Genomic DNA, 14,344 nt, shown 5'->3' on the forward strand with positions numbered 1-14,344 from the left:
AAGTAACCACTTAACCTCTCGCACGTCAAGAGGGGGTGCCATAACTGCTCGGTCGACCTGTCGTCAAGACCCCTCGGCTTCTGCAGAACCGCGCCTATGGTCGTCACCACGGCGGCGATGCTCAGCGGAATGCCTCGCCTCGCCAGAAAGGCGGATGACAGTGACCCACATGGCTACGGCGCCTCGCACCTTCGCTGCGAAGATCGGCGGCGTATCGATCGAGGCGCGCGGCCCGCTCAGCGAAGCGGTCCTCAGTGTTCTGGGGGCGGCCGAAGGTGATGACGAACAGGCCGTCGAATGCCTGAGCGGTCTCGTCCGGCAGGCGGTCAGCGTCGAGGACCCGGTGCGTGACGATGACATCCAGCTCGCTCTCTTCCTGATGTACGCGATCAGCTACGGATCCCTCGACCAGGTCGGAGCGCAGTGGGAATGGGATCCGCGGCTGATCGTCGCCCGCACGGCGATCGAAAGAGTCTGTGAAAGCGCGCTGCGGGCGCAGATCAGCATGCTCGATACGCCGCGCGCTCGAGCGGCGGATGTCGCCGAGGCACTGTTCGACATGACGCGGCCGACTCCGGGGCCGAACCTCGCGCGCTTCATCGCGCGCCAGGCCGATGTCGCCCAGGCGCGGGAGTACCTCGCCCTGCACAGCATCTACACGCTGCGCGAAGCGGACGCGCACTCGTGGACGATCCCGCGTCTGACCGGGCGAACGAAGGCCGCGATGCTCGAGATCCAAGCCGACGAGTACGGCGGGGGAGATCCGCAGCGCGTGCACCAGGTGATGTACGGACGCACCCTGCGCGGCGCCGGACTCGACGACGCCTACGGCCGCTATGTCGACGCAGCGCCCGAGATCACACTCGCCGCCTTCAACGTCATGACCATGTTCGGCATGAACCGGCGCCTGCGCGGCGCGGCGGTCGGGCACCTCGCCGCTTTCGAGATGACATCGTCCATTCCCTGCCGCTTCGTCGCGGAAGGGCTTCGACGGGTGGGGTTCGGCGATGAGGTCGCGGAGTACTACGACGATCACGTCGAAGCGGACGCCGTGCACGAGCAGATCGCCGCGCGAGACCTGGCGGGCGCGCTCGCCGAGGACGAGCCCGAGCTGCTGCCCGACATCCTTTTCGGCGCCGCCGCCTGCCTCGCCGTCGAAGGGTGGGCGGCCGACGACATCTTCGAGAAGCGGAAGAGCGGAGACTCGGCGCTGCGTGAATCCGACGTCGCCCGTGCCATCCGGGGCGGAGCGTCGGCATGAGCGCCTCGATCACACCCTGCCCGAACGGCCCGCTCCTCGTGCGCGGAGAGATCGATCTCGTCGATGCCGACGGTGCGCCGATCCCGCAGAACCGCAAGACCGTCGCGCTGTGCCGGTGCGGCATCTCGACGATCAAGCCGTTCTGCGACGGGAGCCACAAGACCATCGATTTCCGCACGGAGTGACACGGTTCGCGGTGCGCCTGCTCGTAGGCTGAACAGGTGGACTTCTCGTATGCCGCACTGCGGCGCTTCCCCGACGTCGAGGCTCCGAACCTGCAGGCGTGGGATGCCACGGACGAACTGCTCGTCCAGCGCGCACTCGCCGCGGGGATCGACGGAGCCGCGATCACGGTGATCGGCGACGAATACGGCGCGATCACCCTCGCGCTGACCGCCGCCGGGCTGCACGGGATCCGCGTGCACCAGGACCTGGCGACCGGTCGTCGCGCGCTCGCACGCAATGCGTCGGAGCTCGGGATTGCGGGGTTCTCCTCGCACGAGCTCGACGAATCGCTGCTGTCGGGAGCACGGCTCGTGCTGCTGCAGCTGCCCAAGGCGCTCGCCGAACTCGAGGAGATCGCCGATGCGGTTGCCCGATGGGCGGCGCCGGATGTGACGCTCATCGCCGGCGGGCGCGTCAAGCACATGACCGTGACGCAGAACGAGGTGATCGGCCGTAGTTTCGGGGTGGTGCAGGCGCAGCGCGCCGAGAGGAAGTCGCGCCTCATCATGGCGACCGAATCCAGGGAAGTCCCTGTTCGGCCGCCCTATCCGCAGCATTCCAGGCACGCCGAGTTCGATCTCGAGCTGGTGGCGCACGGCGGAGCATTCGCCGCCAACCGGATCGACATCGGCACCCGGGTGCTGCTCGATGTGCTCGGCGGCCGTCATCCCAGAGCGGCGGGGCGCGATGGGGTGACTGTCGTGGACCTCGGATGCGGGACGGGTGCGCTCGCCGCGTTCTTCGCGATGCGGCACCCGGAGGCTCGGATCACGGCGACCGACCGATCGGCGGCGGCGGTTCAGTCCGCCCGCGCAACCATGGCCGCCAACGGGCTGGAGGATCGCGTCGTCGTGACGCACGACGACGCCGCCTCCGAGCTGCCGGATGCCAGTGCGGATCTGATCCTGCTGAACCCGCCCTTCCATCTCGGCGCGAGCGTGCACAGTGGGGCGGCGACTCGGCTTTTCGAGGCCGCCGCGCGCGTGCTCCGCCCCGGTGGCGAACTGCTCACAGTGTTCAATTCTTCTCTCGCCTATCGACCAGAATTGACCCGTCTGATCGGCCCGACTGAGCAGGTTCATCGCACGTCGAAGTTCACCGTCACGAGCAGTGTGAAGCGCTGACAAGAGCCCAACACGCCGATTGTCGACAATAGGCAGAATCCCCGTTCACAGTACAAAAAGAGCGGTCGTTACAAGACTGAGATTTGCCTCTGATCGGCCATTTTGTTACGTTCAAATGTAGGCCAAATGGTCTTGAACCAGTCCGCGGCCACGTCCTTCTTTCGATCTGCTGTGCTGCGAAGAGACGTGGACGTACGGTCGAAGTTCTTTTGCGGAGGGTCCGAAATCCTCCGTTCGTGCCGCCAGTGCAGCGATGTCGAAACGGCCAGGAACATCACCAGGGCGTAACCGAAGTGGGCTCACCGAGACCCGATAAGAGTCGGTGAGCTGCGGGGGAAACGTGACCGAAACCGCTCTTGAAGCGCGCCATCTTTTCAAAGTCTTCGGAAAGAATCCGAAGCAGGCCGTCCAGCGCCTGAAGTCCGGGGCATCCAGAACAGACGTGCAGGATGCAGGAACCGCTGCTGTCATCGACGCGAGTTTCACCGTCAACAAGGGTGAGATCTTCGTGATCATGGGCCTGTCGGGATCCGGCAAGTCGACGATCATCCGCATGCTCAACGGGCTGCACGAGATCACCGACGGCACCGTGACGATCGGCGGCGACACGATCACCGGCATTCCGGCGTCGCGTCTGCGTGAGATTCGTCGCAAGCGGGTGTCGATGGTGTTCCAGCACTTCGCCCTGCTGCCGCACCGCACGGTCGCGGCGAACGTCGCCTACCCGCTGGAGCTGACGGGCGTCGGCAAGGCCGAGCGCCTTGCGAAGGCGAACGAGGTTCTGTCGATGGTCGGCCTCGACGGCTGGGGCGACAAGCTGCCCAGCGAACTCTCCGGTGGAATGCAGCAGCGCGTCGGGATCGCCCGTGCGCTCGCCGCCGATACCGAGATCCTGCTGATGGACGAGGCGTTCAGTGCCCTCGATCCGCTGATCCGCCGCGAGATGCAGGAGCAGCTCGTCGAGCTGCAGCAGAAGCTGCAGAAGACGATCGTGTTCATCACGCATGACCTGAATGAGGCCATGTTCCTCGGCGATCGCATCGCGGTGATGAGGGACGGGCGGATCGTGCAGATCGGCACGCCGGAGGACATCCTCACCGACCCGGCGAACGACTACGTCGAGCAGTTCGTGCAGGACGTCGACCGTGCGCGTGTGCTCACGGCGTCGAACGTCATGGAGCTGCCGCGCCCGATCGTCGCCGAGACGGCCGGTCCTCGCACGGCGCTGCGCCAGATGCGCGACGCGTATTCGTCGGCGGTTTACGTGACCGGCCGCGACCGCAAGCTCGTGGGCATGGTCACCGACCGCGATGCGGTGAAGCTCGTCCGCAAGGGAGAGTCGCAGTTGACATCGGTGATCAAGCCCGTGCCGCAGAGCGTGCACGAGGACGAGATCCTCATGAACCTGTTCGTGCCGGCGGTCGAGTCGCCGCTGCCGCTCGCCGTCGTCGATGATGCGGACCGCATCGTCGGCGTCATCCCGCGTGTGACGCTTCTCGCCGCGCTCGGCCCCGGCCCCGGCGCGACCGAGGAGATCACTCTTCCGTTGCCGCCGGTCTCGCACGCCGAGATCGCCGCGGTGCTGGGTGAGGCGGAAGCGGCCACGATCGCACCGGATGCATCCGCTGCCGAAGGAGAGGTGCGCTGATGGACGGCTTCCGCATTCCGCTCGGAGAATACGTCGCTGCCGCGGTCGACTGGATCAAGAACAACCTCGAGGGGCTCCTCGATGTGATCTCGTTCGTCGTGAAGTTCCTCGTGAACGGGCTCACCGACATTCTCACCGGCACGCCGCTGGTCGTCGTGATCATCATCGCGGCACTGATCGCCTGGGCCGTGCGCTCGGTCTGGATGGCGATCGGAACGGTCGTGCTGTTCGTCGTCATCCTCGGGATGAACCTGTGGATCCCGGCGATGCAGACTCTGGCCCTCGTCATCGTCTCCGCGCTCGTCGCGATCGTGATCGCGGTTCCGCTGGGCATCTGGTCGGCGCGCAACAACACGGTGCGGGCGATCCTCAAGCCGATCCTCGACTTCATGCAGACGATGCCCGCCTTCGTCTACCTGATCCCCGCGATCGTGTTCTTCAGCATCGGTGTCGTGCCCGGTCTCGTCGCGACCGTGATCTTCGCGCTGCCTCCCGGCGTGCGTATGACAGAACTCGGCATTCGCGGCGTGGATTCCGAGACGGTCGAGGCCGGACAGGCCTTCGGCGCGACGCCGGGGCAGATCCTGCGCGGCATCCAGCTTCCGCTCGCGATGCCGACGATCATGGCCGGCATCAACCAGGTGATCATGCTGGCCCTGTCGATGGCCGTGATCGCCGGTATGGCCGGCACCGATGGTCTCGGGAAGCTCGTCGTCGAGGCGATCTCGACCGTGAACATCGCCAAGGGTGTGGAGGCCGGTCTCGGCATCGTGCTCCTGGCCGTTTACCTCGACCGCGTCACCGCCGCGCTCGGCACGCCGAACGAATATCGTTCGTCGCTGCTCGGGATGCTGGCACGTCGACAGTCCGAGCGTCGCGAGTCGTCGGCGGATGCTGTCGCAACACATTCCTGAACTCATACGAAACGCAGCAGAACATACGAAAGGCAACACCATGATGAAGAAGCACCGCATCACATCCGCCCTGGCGCTCGGCGTCGCAGCATCCCTCGCGCTCGTCGGTTGCGCGACGGGCAACGACACCGCCGGTGGCGACGGCGCATCCGATGACAAGGGCACCATCACGCTCGGCTACATCCCCTCGTGGACGGATGGCCTGAGCATGGCGTACCTCATGCAGGACCAGCTGGAGAAGCTCGGTTACACGGTGAACATGCAGACGCTCACCGAGGCCGGCCCGCTCTACACCGGGCTCGCGCAGGGCGATGTCGACGTGTTCCCGTCGGCGTGGCCCGAGGTCACGCACGCCGAGTACATGAAGACCTACGGCGACGACCTCGAGGACCTCGGGGCGTACTATGAGAACGCGAAGCTCACGATCGCTGTGCCCAGCTACAGCGAGATCGACTCGATCGAGGACCTCAAGGGCAACGCCGACCTGTTCGACGGTCGCATCATCGGCATCGAGCCGGGCGCCGGTCTCACCGGTGTGACGCAGAACTCGATGATGCCCGAGTACGAGCTCGAGGGCGAGTACACGCTCGAGACCTCGTCGACCGCGGCGATGCTCACGGTTCTCGGCGAAGCGATCGACAAGCAGGAAGAGGTCGTCGTGACCCTGTGGCGCCCCTTCTGGGCGAACAGCACCTACGATGTCAAGGACCTCGAGGACCCGCTGGGCGCGATGGGTGAGGCCGAGACGCTGAACTTCATGGCGCACAAGGGCTTCGCCGAGGAGTTCCCCGAGGCTGCCGAGCTGATGGCATCCATCCAGCTCGACGACGACCAGTACGGTGCGCTCGAGGACCTCGTCGTGAACGAGTACGGTGAGGGTGAAGAGGCTGCGGCCATCGACGCCTGGCTCGAGGCGAACGGCGACCAGTTCGACTGGGTCGTCACCGAGTAAAAACCGCGTAGTCCCCGGTCGTGCGCCGGGTCCGTCCCCGGTCGCTCCCTGAGCTTGTCGAAGGGCGCGGCCGGGGACGTCGTCGTCAACGAAGACCACCGACGAAAGAAGATCCATGCGTTACACACGACTTCCTGCCGGCATCGCCCTCGTCGCGGCCGCGACTGTCATCCTCGCCGGGTGCGCGACCGGAAACGATACGGCGGGCGGCGACTCCACCGGTGCAGAGAAGGGCACCGTCACGCTCGGCTACCTCCCGTCGTGGACGGACTCGCTGAGCACGTCCTTTCTGCTGAAGAACCAGATCGAGAAACTCGGCTACACGGTCGAGCTGCAGACGCTCACCGAGGCGGGGCCGCTTTACACCGGTCTGTCCGAGGGCGACATCGACATCTATCCTTCGGCGTGGATCGATGTGGCGCAGAAGGGGTACTGGGATCGGTTCTCCGACGACCTCGAAGACCTCGGCGCCTATTACACCGAGGCCAGCGGGATGCTCGCGGTGCCCTCCTACGTCGATATCGATTCGATCGCGGATCTGAAGGGGCAGGGGGAGCGGTTCGACGGCAAGATCTACACGATCGAGCCCGGTTCCGGGGCGGCGACCTTTGCGGAGGAGAGCCTGCTGCCCTTCTACGGTCTCGATGAGGAGTACGACCTCGTGACGTCGTCGACGCCCGCGATGCTGACTGTTCTTCAGGAGGCGATCTCCAAGCAGGAAGACATCGTGGTCACACTGTGGCGGCCGTTCTGGGTCACCGATGTCTTCGACATCAAGGAGCTCGACGACGTCGACGACGGTTATGGCGAGCCCGAGGGGTTGCATTTCATCGCGCATGAGGAGTTCTCGGGCGAATATCCGGATGCCGCAGAGCTGGTCTCGAGCATCACGCTCGATGACGAGCAGTACAGCACATTGGAGAACATGGTCGTGAACGAGTACGGCGAAGGGCAGGAGGCCGAAGCGGTCGAGGCCTGGCTCGCGCAGTACGGGGACCAGTTGGACTGGGTCGTCACCGGCTAGGAATCAGGCGGGCGGGTCCTGCGGCGGTGGCGCGATCTCCCGCGCCACCTGATTCTCGAGCACCTCGACGGCCTGATCGCTCAACACGATCAGGCCGTCGAGCTCTTGGCGCACGCGCTTGTAGGCGATGTTTCGCTCGGCCTGGGTGGCTGATTCGTCGACGGCGACCTTCAGGAGCTTCTGCGCACGGTCGAGCTTCTTGCGCTCGGCCTCGCTGAAGGTGGAGTCGCGCAGGCGCCGGGCCTCGCGCTCGGCGACTTCGAACGCGACGGCATAGGCGCCGACGGCATCCAGATACTCGCTGATCTGTTGCTCGCCGACGTGCGTCTCGATCGAAGCCGGGCGCAGAGCGTCGGCGGTCTTCTTCGCACGCAGGAATGCTGCGGTCAAGGGTTGGCGGCCATCGCTCATCGCGGGGAAGGCGATGAGCTTGGCGACGTCGAGCTCGTAGTCGAGCCAGCGTGCGGTGATCTCGTCATGCTCGGCGAAGAGCCGCGAGAGAAGGTCCTCATGGGAGACGGATGGCGCCGAGTCGACTTCTCGCGGTCGTGCCGCGGGCAGGTGGATGCTGGTGGGCCCGGTGCCGGGCGCGAAGCCGGCTTTCAGCCGCATCTTCTCGAGCTTCCGCTCATGACGGCGTTCGGCCGCGCGTTCGGATGACGCGTAGAGCGCGCGTGCACCGCCGGCGATCACGCCGCCGAGGGGGAAGATCAGCCACCAGAAGCTTCCCGCCCACTGCCAGAAGCTCTCCACTGCTGGTCCTCTCCGATACCGGGTTATGCCGTGCGGCCGAGCTCGCCGATCGTCTCGCCCTGGTCGTTCATGACGGTGAGGGTGTCGCCGTCGATGGAGACGGTGCGGACACCGCGCAGCCAGTCGTCGACGTCCATGCAGGCCATGAGGGTCGAGGCGTAGGGGGCGAGTTCGACGACGTCGTCTTCGACCGTGTAGGTGGTGTGGATGCCGTTGCACCCGTCGCTGCCGCGGACGTCTCCGCCCTCGGTGAATTCGAGGAACGGTTCGGCCTCGGCATCTGTGCCCCAGGTGCCCACGATGTCTTCGGCGATGGATGCTGCGCCATCATCCGCCGTGGACGTCGGGGCGGATCCGGGGCTCTGCTGACCCGGTGCGCAGGCGGCGAGCAGCATCGTGAGGGCGCCGGTCGCGGCGGCCAGCGTGAGGAGTCTCTGTGCGCGTGTGGTCATGCTCGTCATGGTAGTCGGCGCCGGGTGCGCGTTTGCATTCGTTCACATGAAACGCCGCCTGTTCTGGTTAATTTTTCACTCGATTGTTGGTATCTGTGATTTTGCTGGGTAGTCTGTGTGGGGTTTGTCTGTCTGTTCTGAGACGGCGAACTCCTCTTACCGCTAAGGAACAAGGACATCGAAACTATGAAGAACAGAGGGATGACACGTCGTCCGCTGGCATTGACCGCGGCCACGACGCTGGCCCTAGGGGGGCTCTTCTTCTCCACTCCGGCCTTCGCCGGAACCACCGACCAGTCGGCAGACCAGCAGGACAGCAACGAGGTCTCCGCGGCTCTCGCGCAGGCTGCTGAAGACGCCAACGTCTACGCCTGGGGCACGAACGCGGCGGGTGACCCCGTCGTCGTCGTGGTCGACGATGCGGCCGACGGCGACATCGAGGCATTCGCCGCGGAGGCTTTCGCGGCTGACGCCGAGGAGCCGATCGTCACGACGATCCCCAGCGCTCCGGTCTCGTTCGCCGACGGCGACGTCGTCGGCGGTCAGGGTTACCTGCTGCCGACGGACGACAACCGCGTCAGCACCTGCTCCTTCGGCTTCGCCGCATGGTCGCCCGCCGGCGACCCGGCCTTCCTCAGCGCCGGGCACTGCGCTCAGGGCCCGCAGGACCTCTTCCTGTCGGACCCGAGCCTGGACTCGGGCTCGGGCAGCGAGTCCGAGTACGTCGGGTACGGCGACGGGGACGTCCTCGCCGGAACCTTCGGCTTCAGTCAGTTCGGCGGTACGGGCAACTCCGCGGGGCGCGACGAGACCCGCCCGATGGAGGACCAGAACTTCACCGATATCGCCGTGATCGATGTCGATGCGGCCAGCGACTACACGCCGGTCCCGGCCGTCACCACGTGGTCGTCGATCACCGCGAACGCCTTCTCGCCCGCTGATGACGTGATCGAGATCACCGCCGTCGGCAACCCCGTCGCCGGCTCCGTCTCCAAGAGCGGCCGCACGACCGGGTACACGACCGGCATGATCTCCGAAGCCTCGGGGCACATCCTCGATGGTTTCTCGAACATCGACGGACACTTCGTCCGCGGCTTCTCGAGCAACGTCATCGCCGGGCCCGGCGACTCGGGCGGTGCGGTGTTCCAGGGTAGCACCGCTGTCGGCGTCATCAGCGGCGGCACCGAGGCGACTGAGACCACCCCGCAGTGGACCTGGTCGACGCTCCTCACCGACGCGCTCACCTACACGAGCGGCTATGAGGTCGCTTTGCACATCGAGGCTCCCGTCGTGACCTCTGCGGCGACCGTCGAGGTCGGCGCGACCGTCACCGGCACCGCCACGGGCGCCGAGACCGTCGAGGTCACCCTCGCCGGCGACACGTTCGAGGCCGCCGTCACGAACGGCGCGTTCTCTTTCCCGGCTCCTGCGGAGCCCGGTGACTACAGCTACTCGCTCACCGCGGTGAACGGCTTCAACGTCTCCGAGGCCACGGCGTACGAGCTCACGGTCGAAGCGGCAGCAACGCCGGCTCCGGCGATCACGTCGCCCGCCGATGGCTCGTCGATCGTCGACGAGGTCACCTCGGTCAGCGGCACGGGTCTCCCGGGCGCCGAGGTCGTCGTCACGATCGACGGCACCGGCTACCCGACCACGGTCGGCACCGATGGCACCTGGACGGTCGACGGCCTCGACCTCGGCTACGGCGAGCACGCGATCAGCGTCGTGCAGACTGCCAACGGCGAGACCTCGTCGGCCGTCACCTCGGAGTTCACCGTGGTCCTGGCCTCGCCCGAGATCACCTCGATCACCGATGGCAGCACCTTCGCCCCCGACAACGGTCCGTCCGAGCTGTCGGGCACCGGCATCGAGGGTGCGACCGTCGAGGTCGTGCTGACCGGCACCGAGCCGGCCGCGTTCGCCGACAGCGGCCCCTTCGAAGCCACCGTCACCGACGGCGTCTGGACGGTCGCGTTCGATGCTCCGCTCTCGGTCGGCGACTACACCGCAACGGCGACGCAGACGCTCGACGGCGCCTCGTCCGCCTCCACCGTGGTCTCGTTTCAGGTCGTCGCAGCTCCCGCCCCCGGCGACGAGGGCGACAACGGCGACCAGGGCGGCAACGCCGGCGACCCGGGCGACGAGGGCACTCTCGCCACGACCGGTATGGACACGACGCTCACGCTGGCTCTCTCGGCCGGTGCCGTCGTGCTCGTCGCGGGTGGCCTGATGCTCATGATCCTGCGCCGCCGCAAGCTGGCTGCACTGCAGGACTGATCCAGATCAGTAAAGGAGGCGGGCATCTCTTCGGAGGTGCCCGCCTCTTCTGCTGTGTGGGGACGTATCAGCGCCCGAGCTTCTCTGCGCAGGGCACGCAGTGCTCGGCGAACGGGCGTACGCGCAGACGTGCGGTCGGGATGCTGCGACCGCAGTTCGCGCACGAGCCGTAGTCTCCGGCATCCATGCGTTCGAGGGCCGCGTCGATCTGGCGCAGCTCGTCCTCCGCGCCCTCGAGGAGCCCCGTCAAACGCGACCACTCGGCGGACAGCGGCACGCCCTCGGGGTCGTGCTCGTCGTCATCGCTCTGCGCTGCGCGATCATGCGTCAGCTGGTGCAGGGTGCTCGCCAGCAGGTCGACGCGCTCGCCGGATTCACGCCGCAGCATGTCGAGCAGGATGCGCAGCTCGGTGTCGCTCATGCCCACACCATAGACCCGTTCGGACGGGCACCGGCGCTTTCGCGTCGGCACCGGCCGGAACGGGTCAGGGAAGGCGGATCAGCCGAACAGCAGGCTGAGCAGCGTGGATCCGCCGCCGAGCAGGATGAGTGACACGATCGTCACCCAGGCGATCGCGCGGATCCGGCGATTGCGGCGTTCGCCGAGATCGCCGTAATCCTCGCTGAGGTTGTCGTCGGTCACGCGTTCTCCGTGACGGTGGGGCCGAAGGCCGCCGGCAGGGTCGCCTGCGAGGTCTGACGCAGCTCATCGGCCGAGACCGTGAACAGGTTCGTGACCTCGAGCTGCGCGACGGAGTCGGTGACGCCGATGCGCAGCACCGGGTACTCGCGTCCTTCGCACAGGCCGCGGAACTTCACGTCGTCCTCACGGGGCACCGTGACGATCACGCGTCCGGTCGACTCCGAGAAGAGAGCGGATGCCGCATCCACGCCGTCGCGCTCCATGAGCTCGGTCAGCCAGACGCGCGCGCCGACGCCGAAGCGCATGACGCCCTCGGCGAGGGCCTGGCCCAGGCCGCCCTCGGAGACGTCGTGGGCGGAGGAGATCAGCCACTCGTCGCGTGCGGCGCCGAGCAGGCCCGCCAGGCGCTTCTCGCCGGCGAGGTCGACCTTCGGCGGCAGGCCGCCCAGGTGCTGGTGCACGGTCTCGGCCCATGCCGAACCGGAAAGCTCGGTGGAGGTGGTGCCGAGCAGGTAGATGTTCTGGCCCTCGTCCTGCCAGCCCGAGGGGATGCGGCGGGAGACGTCGTCGATGATGCCGAGCACGCCGACCAGCGGGGTCGGGTGGATCGGGGTGTCACCGGTCTGGTTGTAGAAGGAGACGTTGCCGCCCGTGACGGGGGTGCCGAGCTCGTAGCATCCGTCGGCCAGGCCGTCGACCGTCTGGCCGAACTGCCACATGACCTCGGGGTTCTCGGGGGAGCCGAAGTTCAGGCAATCGGTGATCGCCGTGGGGACGGCGCCGGTGACGGCGACGTTGCGGTAGGCCTCGGCGAGGGCCAGCTGCGCGCCCGCGTACGGGTCGAGCTGGCAGTAACGGCCGTTGGCGTCGGTCGAGACGGCGAAGCCGAGACCCGACTCCTCGTCGACGCGGATCATGCCGGCGTCATCGGGGAAGGCGAGAGCCGTGTTGCCGAGCACGTAGTAGTCGTACTGGTTGGTGATCCAGCTGGTGTCGGCGAGGTTCGGCGAGCCGAGCAGCGCGAGGAACTGCTCGCGCAGCACCTCGGCGTCATCCGTGCGGGGCAGGAGCTCGGCAGCATCCGCCTGCAGCGCGTCGATCCACGTCGGGTAGGCGACGGGACGGTCGTAGACGGGGCCGTCGACGGCGACGGTCGACGGGTCGACGTCGACGATGCGCTCGCCCTGCCAGTCGATCGTGAGGCGTCCGTCTCCGGTGACCTCGCCGAGGACGCTGGTCTCGACCTCCCACTTGTCGACGACCGCGAGGAAGGCGTCGAGCTTCTCGGGGGCGACGATCGCCATCATGCGCTCCTGCGACTCCGACATGAGGATCTCCTCAGCGGTCAGGGTGGGGTCGCGCAGCAGCACGTTGTCGAGCGAGACGCGCATGCCGCTGTTCCCGTTGGCGGCCAGCTCGCTGGTCGCGCAGGAGATGCCGGCGGCGCCGAGGTCTTGAATGGCCTCGACGAGCTCGTCGCGGTACAGCTCGAGACAGCACTCGATGAGCACCTTCTCGGCGAACGGGTCGCCGACCTGAACGGCGGGACGCTTGGTGGGACCGCCGTCGTCGAACGAGTCGGAAGCGAGGATGCTGGCGCCGCCGATGCCGTCGCCGCCGGTGCGTGCACCGAAGAGGACGACCTTGTTGCCGACGCCGGTGGCGTTCGCGAGCTTGAGGTCTTCGTGGCGGAGCACTCCCACAGCGAGGGCGTTGACGAGCGGGTTCGCCTGGTACACCGAGTCGAAGACCGTCTCGCCGCCGATGTTCGGCAGGCCCAGGCAGTTGCCGTAGAAGCTGATGCCGCTGGTCACGCCGTGCACGACGCGGGCGGTGTCGGGGTGGTCGATCGCGCCGAAGCGGAGGGCGTCCATGACGGCGACGGGGCGGGCGCCCATCGAGATGATGTCGCGGACGATGCCGCCGACACCCGTGGCGGCGCCCTGGAACGGCTCGATGAAGGAGGGGTGGTTGTGGCTCTCGGCCTTGAAGGTGACGGCCCAGCCCTCGCCGACGTCGACGACGCCCGCGTTCTGGCCCATGCCGACCATGAGGCGTTCCTTCATCTCGTCGGAGACCTTCTGGCCGAAGCGGCGCAGGTAGTTCTTCGACGACTTGTATGAGCAGTGCTCCGACCACATGACCGAGTACATCGCCAGCTCGCCCGAAGTGGGGCGGCGGCCGAGGATCTCCTTGATCTTCGCGTACTCGTCGGGCTTGAGGCCCAGCGCCGCGTAGGGCTGCTCCTTCTCAGGCGTCGCGAGGGCGTTCTCGACCGAATCGGGAACGTGGACGGGGGCTTCAGACGTGGTCACGCGCACTCCAAGAAAAGGTGGCCGGGCGGGGCACGAACAGTCTACTGGGGCTCGGGCGTGCCGTTCGGCCAGGTATCCGCGGCGGCAGGCGATGCGTCCTGAACACTGTTCTGTACGATGGCTGCATGAGCGCTCCCGCACGGCATGATCGGCAGTCCGTCGTGGATGCTGCGATGCGGGTGCTCGCCGAGAACGGGCTGCCCGGGCTGTCGATGCGGCGCATCGCTGATGAGCTCGACGTGCAGGTCAGCGCGCTTTACTGGCACTTCCCGAACAAGCAGGCGCTGCTGGCCGCGGTCAGTGAGCGGATCGTCGTCGAGGCGGCGGATTCATCGGATGCCGATGCCGCGGTGATCGCGACGGCGCTGCGCGATCGGCTGCTGGCGCACCGCGACGGCGCCGAGATCGTTTCGAGCTCGCTCGCGCTCGGACTGCTCGATCTTCCGGCGCGTGCGAGCCTGGTCGACGCCGCACGGCAGACGGGTCTGTCGGATGCGGCGGCTGCGACTGCGGCCGACACGATCGTGCACTTCGTGATCGGCTGCACCTTCCACGAGCAGCAGCGCATGCACGCCGCCGTCATCGGGGCGACGGACCCTTCGGTCGACATCACCCCGGCCGGCATCGCCGAGAGCGCGGATGACTTCTCCTCGGGGCTCGCGATGATCGTCGCCGGCATGTGCGACGGCCGGCGCCCGCTGACAGAGGCGGAGACGACGAAGCGGGCCCGCAGGTCGTGAAACCTGCGGGCCCGCT

The 14,344-nt window shown here is 67.0% G+C and carries 14 protein-coding genes; 9 read left to right on the plus strand and 5 right to left on the minus strand.

Features of this window, described 5'->3' with window-relative positions:
* Nucleotides 1–169: 169 nt before the first annotated feature.
* The 7 genes from Q0Z66_RS10200 (at nucleotide 170) to Q0Z66_RS10230 (ending at nucleotide 7,148) form a co-directional block, all read left to right on the plus strand.
* Entirely contained in the window at nucleotides 170–1,261 is a 1,092-nt protein-coding gene (locus tag Q0Z66_RS10200; RefSeq protein ID WP_298040758.1) for an iron-containing redox enzyme family protein, read from the plus strand.
* The gene (locus tag Q0Z66_RS10205) at nucleotides 1,258–1,446 is read left to right on the plus strand and encodes a CDGSH iron-sulfur domain-containing protein (protein ID WP_298040760.1); all 189 of its coding nucleotides are present in this window, start codon (nucleotides 1,258–1,260) and stop codon (nucleotides 1,444–1,446) included. Before Q0Z66_RS10200 ends, Q0Z66_RS10205 begins: the two co-directional genes overlap by 4 nt.
* Nucleotides 1,447–1,482: 36 nt before the next feature.
* The gene (locus Q0Z66_RS10210) at nucleotides 1,483–2,610 is read left to right on the plus strand and encodes a class I SAM-dependent methyltransferase (RefSeq protein WP_298040762.1); all 1,128 of its coding nucleotides are present in this window, start codon (nucleotides 1,483–1,485) and stop codon (nucleotides 2,608–2,610) included.
* Nucleotides 2,611–2,950: 340 nt separating this feature from the next.
* Nucleotides 2,951–4,258 carry a glycine betaine/L-proline ABC transporter ATP-binding protein gene (locus Q0Z66_RS10215; protein WP_298040764.1) on the plus strand — a complete coding sequence of 436 codons (1,308 nt, stop codon included), beginning with the start codon at nucleotides 2,951–2,953 and terminating at the stop codon, nucleotides 4,256–4,258.
* Nucleotides 4,258–5,172, plus strand: a complete 915-nt coding sequence (locus tag Q0Z66_RS10220) for a proline/glycine betaine ABC transporter permease (protein WP_298040766.1) — start codon at nucleotides 4,258–4,260, stop codon at nucleotides 5,170–5,172. Before Q0Z66_RS10215 ends, Q0Z66_RS10220 begins: the two co-directional genes overlap by 1 nt.
* Before the next feature lie 43 nt (nucleotides 5,173–5,215).
* Nucleotides 5,216–6,124, plus strand: coding sequence for a glycine betaine ABC transporter substrate-binding protein (locus Q0Z66_RS10225; RefSeq protein WP_298040785.1), 909 nt, complete (start codon nucleotides 5,216–5,218; stop codon nucleotides 6,122–6,124).
* A 115-nt stretch (nucleotides 6,125–6,239) separates the two neighbouring features.
* Nucleotides 6,240–7,148, plus strand: coding sequence for a glycine betaine ABC transporter substrate-binding protein (locus Q0Z66_RS10230; protein WP_298040769.1), 909 nt, complete (start codon nucleotides 6,240–6,242; stop codon nucleotides 7,146–7,148).
* A 3-nt stretch (nucleotides 7,149–7,151) separates the two neighbouring features.
* Here the strand turns inward: Q0Z66_RS10230 and Q0Z66_RS10235 are convergent, their stop codons facing one another.
* Nucleotides 7,152–7,901, minus strand: a complete 750-nt coding sequence (locus tag Q0Z66_RS10235) for a hypothetical protein (protein ID WP_298040771.1) — start codon at nucleotides 7,899–7,901, stop codon at nucleotides 7,152–7,154.
* Nucleotides 7,902–7,924: 23 nt separating this feature from the next.
* Nucleotides 7,925–8,353 (minus strand): META domain-containing protein, encoded by a 429-nt coding sequence (locus tag Q0Z66_RS10240; protein ID WP_298040773.1) that lies wholly within the window; start codon nucleotides 8,351–8,353, stop codon nucleotides 7,925–7,927.
* 201 nt (nucleotides 8,354–8,554) lie between these two features.
* Here Q0Z66_RS10240 and Q0Z66_RS10245 point away from each other — a divergent pair, with 201 nt between their 5' ends.
* Nucleotides 8,555–10,630, plus strand: a complete 2,076-nt coding sequence (locus Q0Z66_RS10245) for a S1 family peptidase (RefSeq protein WP_298040775.1) — start codon at nucleotides 8,555–8,557, stop codon at nucleotides 10,628–10,630.
* 67 nt (nucleotides 10,631–10,697) lie between these two features.
* On the opposite strand, the gene Q0Z66_RS10250 is transcribed toward Q0Z66_RS10245, so the two are convergent.
* The 3 genes from Q0Z66_RS10250 to purL all read right to left on the minus strand — a co-directional run bounded on the left by Q0Z66_RS10250 (nucleotide 10,698) and on the right by purL (nucleotide 13,588).
* Nucleotides 10,698–11,051: a TraR/DksA C4-type zinc finger protein gene (locus Q0Z66_RS10250; protein ID WP_298040777.1), complete on the minus strand. Its 354-nt coding sequence runs from the start codon at nucleotides 11,049–11,051 to the stop codon at nucleotides 10,698–10,700.
* Nucleotides 11,052–11,129: 78 nt separating this feature from the next.
* Complete coding sequence (locus Q0Z66_RS10255; protein WP_298040779.1) at nucleotides 11,130–11,273, minus strand: hypothetical protein; 144 nt, start codon at nucleotides 11,271–11,273, stop codon at nucleotides 11,130–11,132.
* Nucleotides 11,270–13,588 (minus strand): phosphoribosylformylglycinamidine synthase subunit PurL, encoded by a 2,319-nt coding sequence (purL, locus tag Q0Z66_RS10260; protein ID WP_298040781.1) that lies wholly within the window; start codon nucleotides 13,586–13,588, stop codon nucleotides 11,270–11,272. The genes Q0Z66_RS10255 and purL overlap by 4 nt, the downstream gene beginning before the upstream one ends.
* A 125-nt stretch (nucleotides 13,589–13,713) precedes the next feature.
* On the opposite strand from purL, the gene Q0Z66_RS10265 reads away from it, so the two are divergent.
* Nucleotides 13,714–14,328, plus strand: coding sequence for a TetR family transcriptional regulator (locus tag Q0Z66_RS10265; RefSeq protein WP_298040783.1), 615 nt, complete (start codon nucleotides 13,714–13,716; stop codon nucleotides 14,326–14,328).
* Nucleotides 14,329–14,344: the final 16 nt, after the last annotated feature.

Source organism: uncultured Microbacterium sp. (assembly GCF_947632095.1).
In the GTDB taxonomy this organism is placed as follows: domain Bacteria; phylum Actinomycetota; class Actinomycetes; order Actinomycetales; family Microbacteriaceae; genus Microbacterium.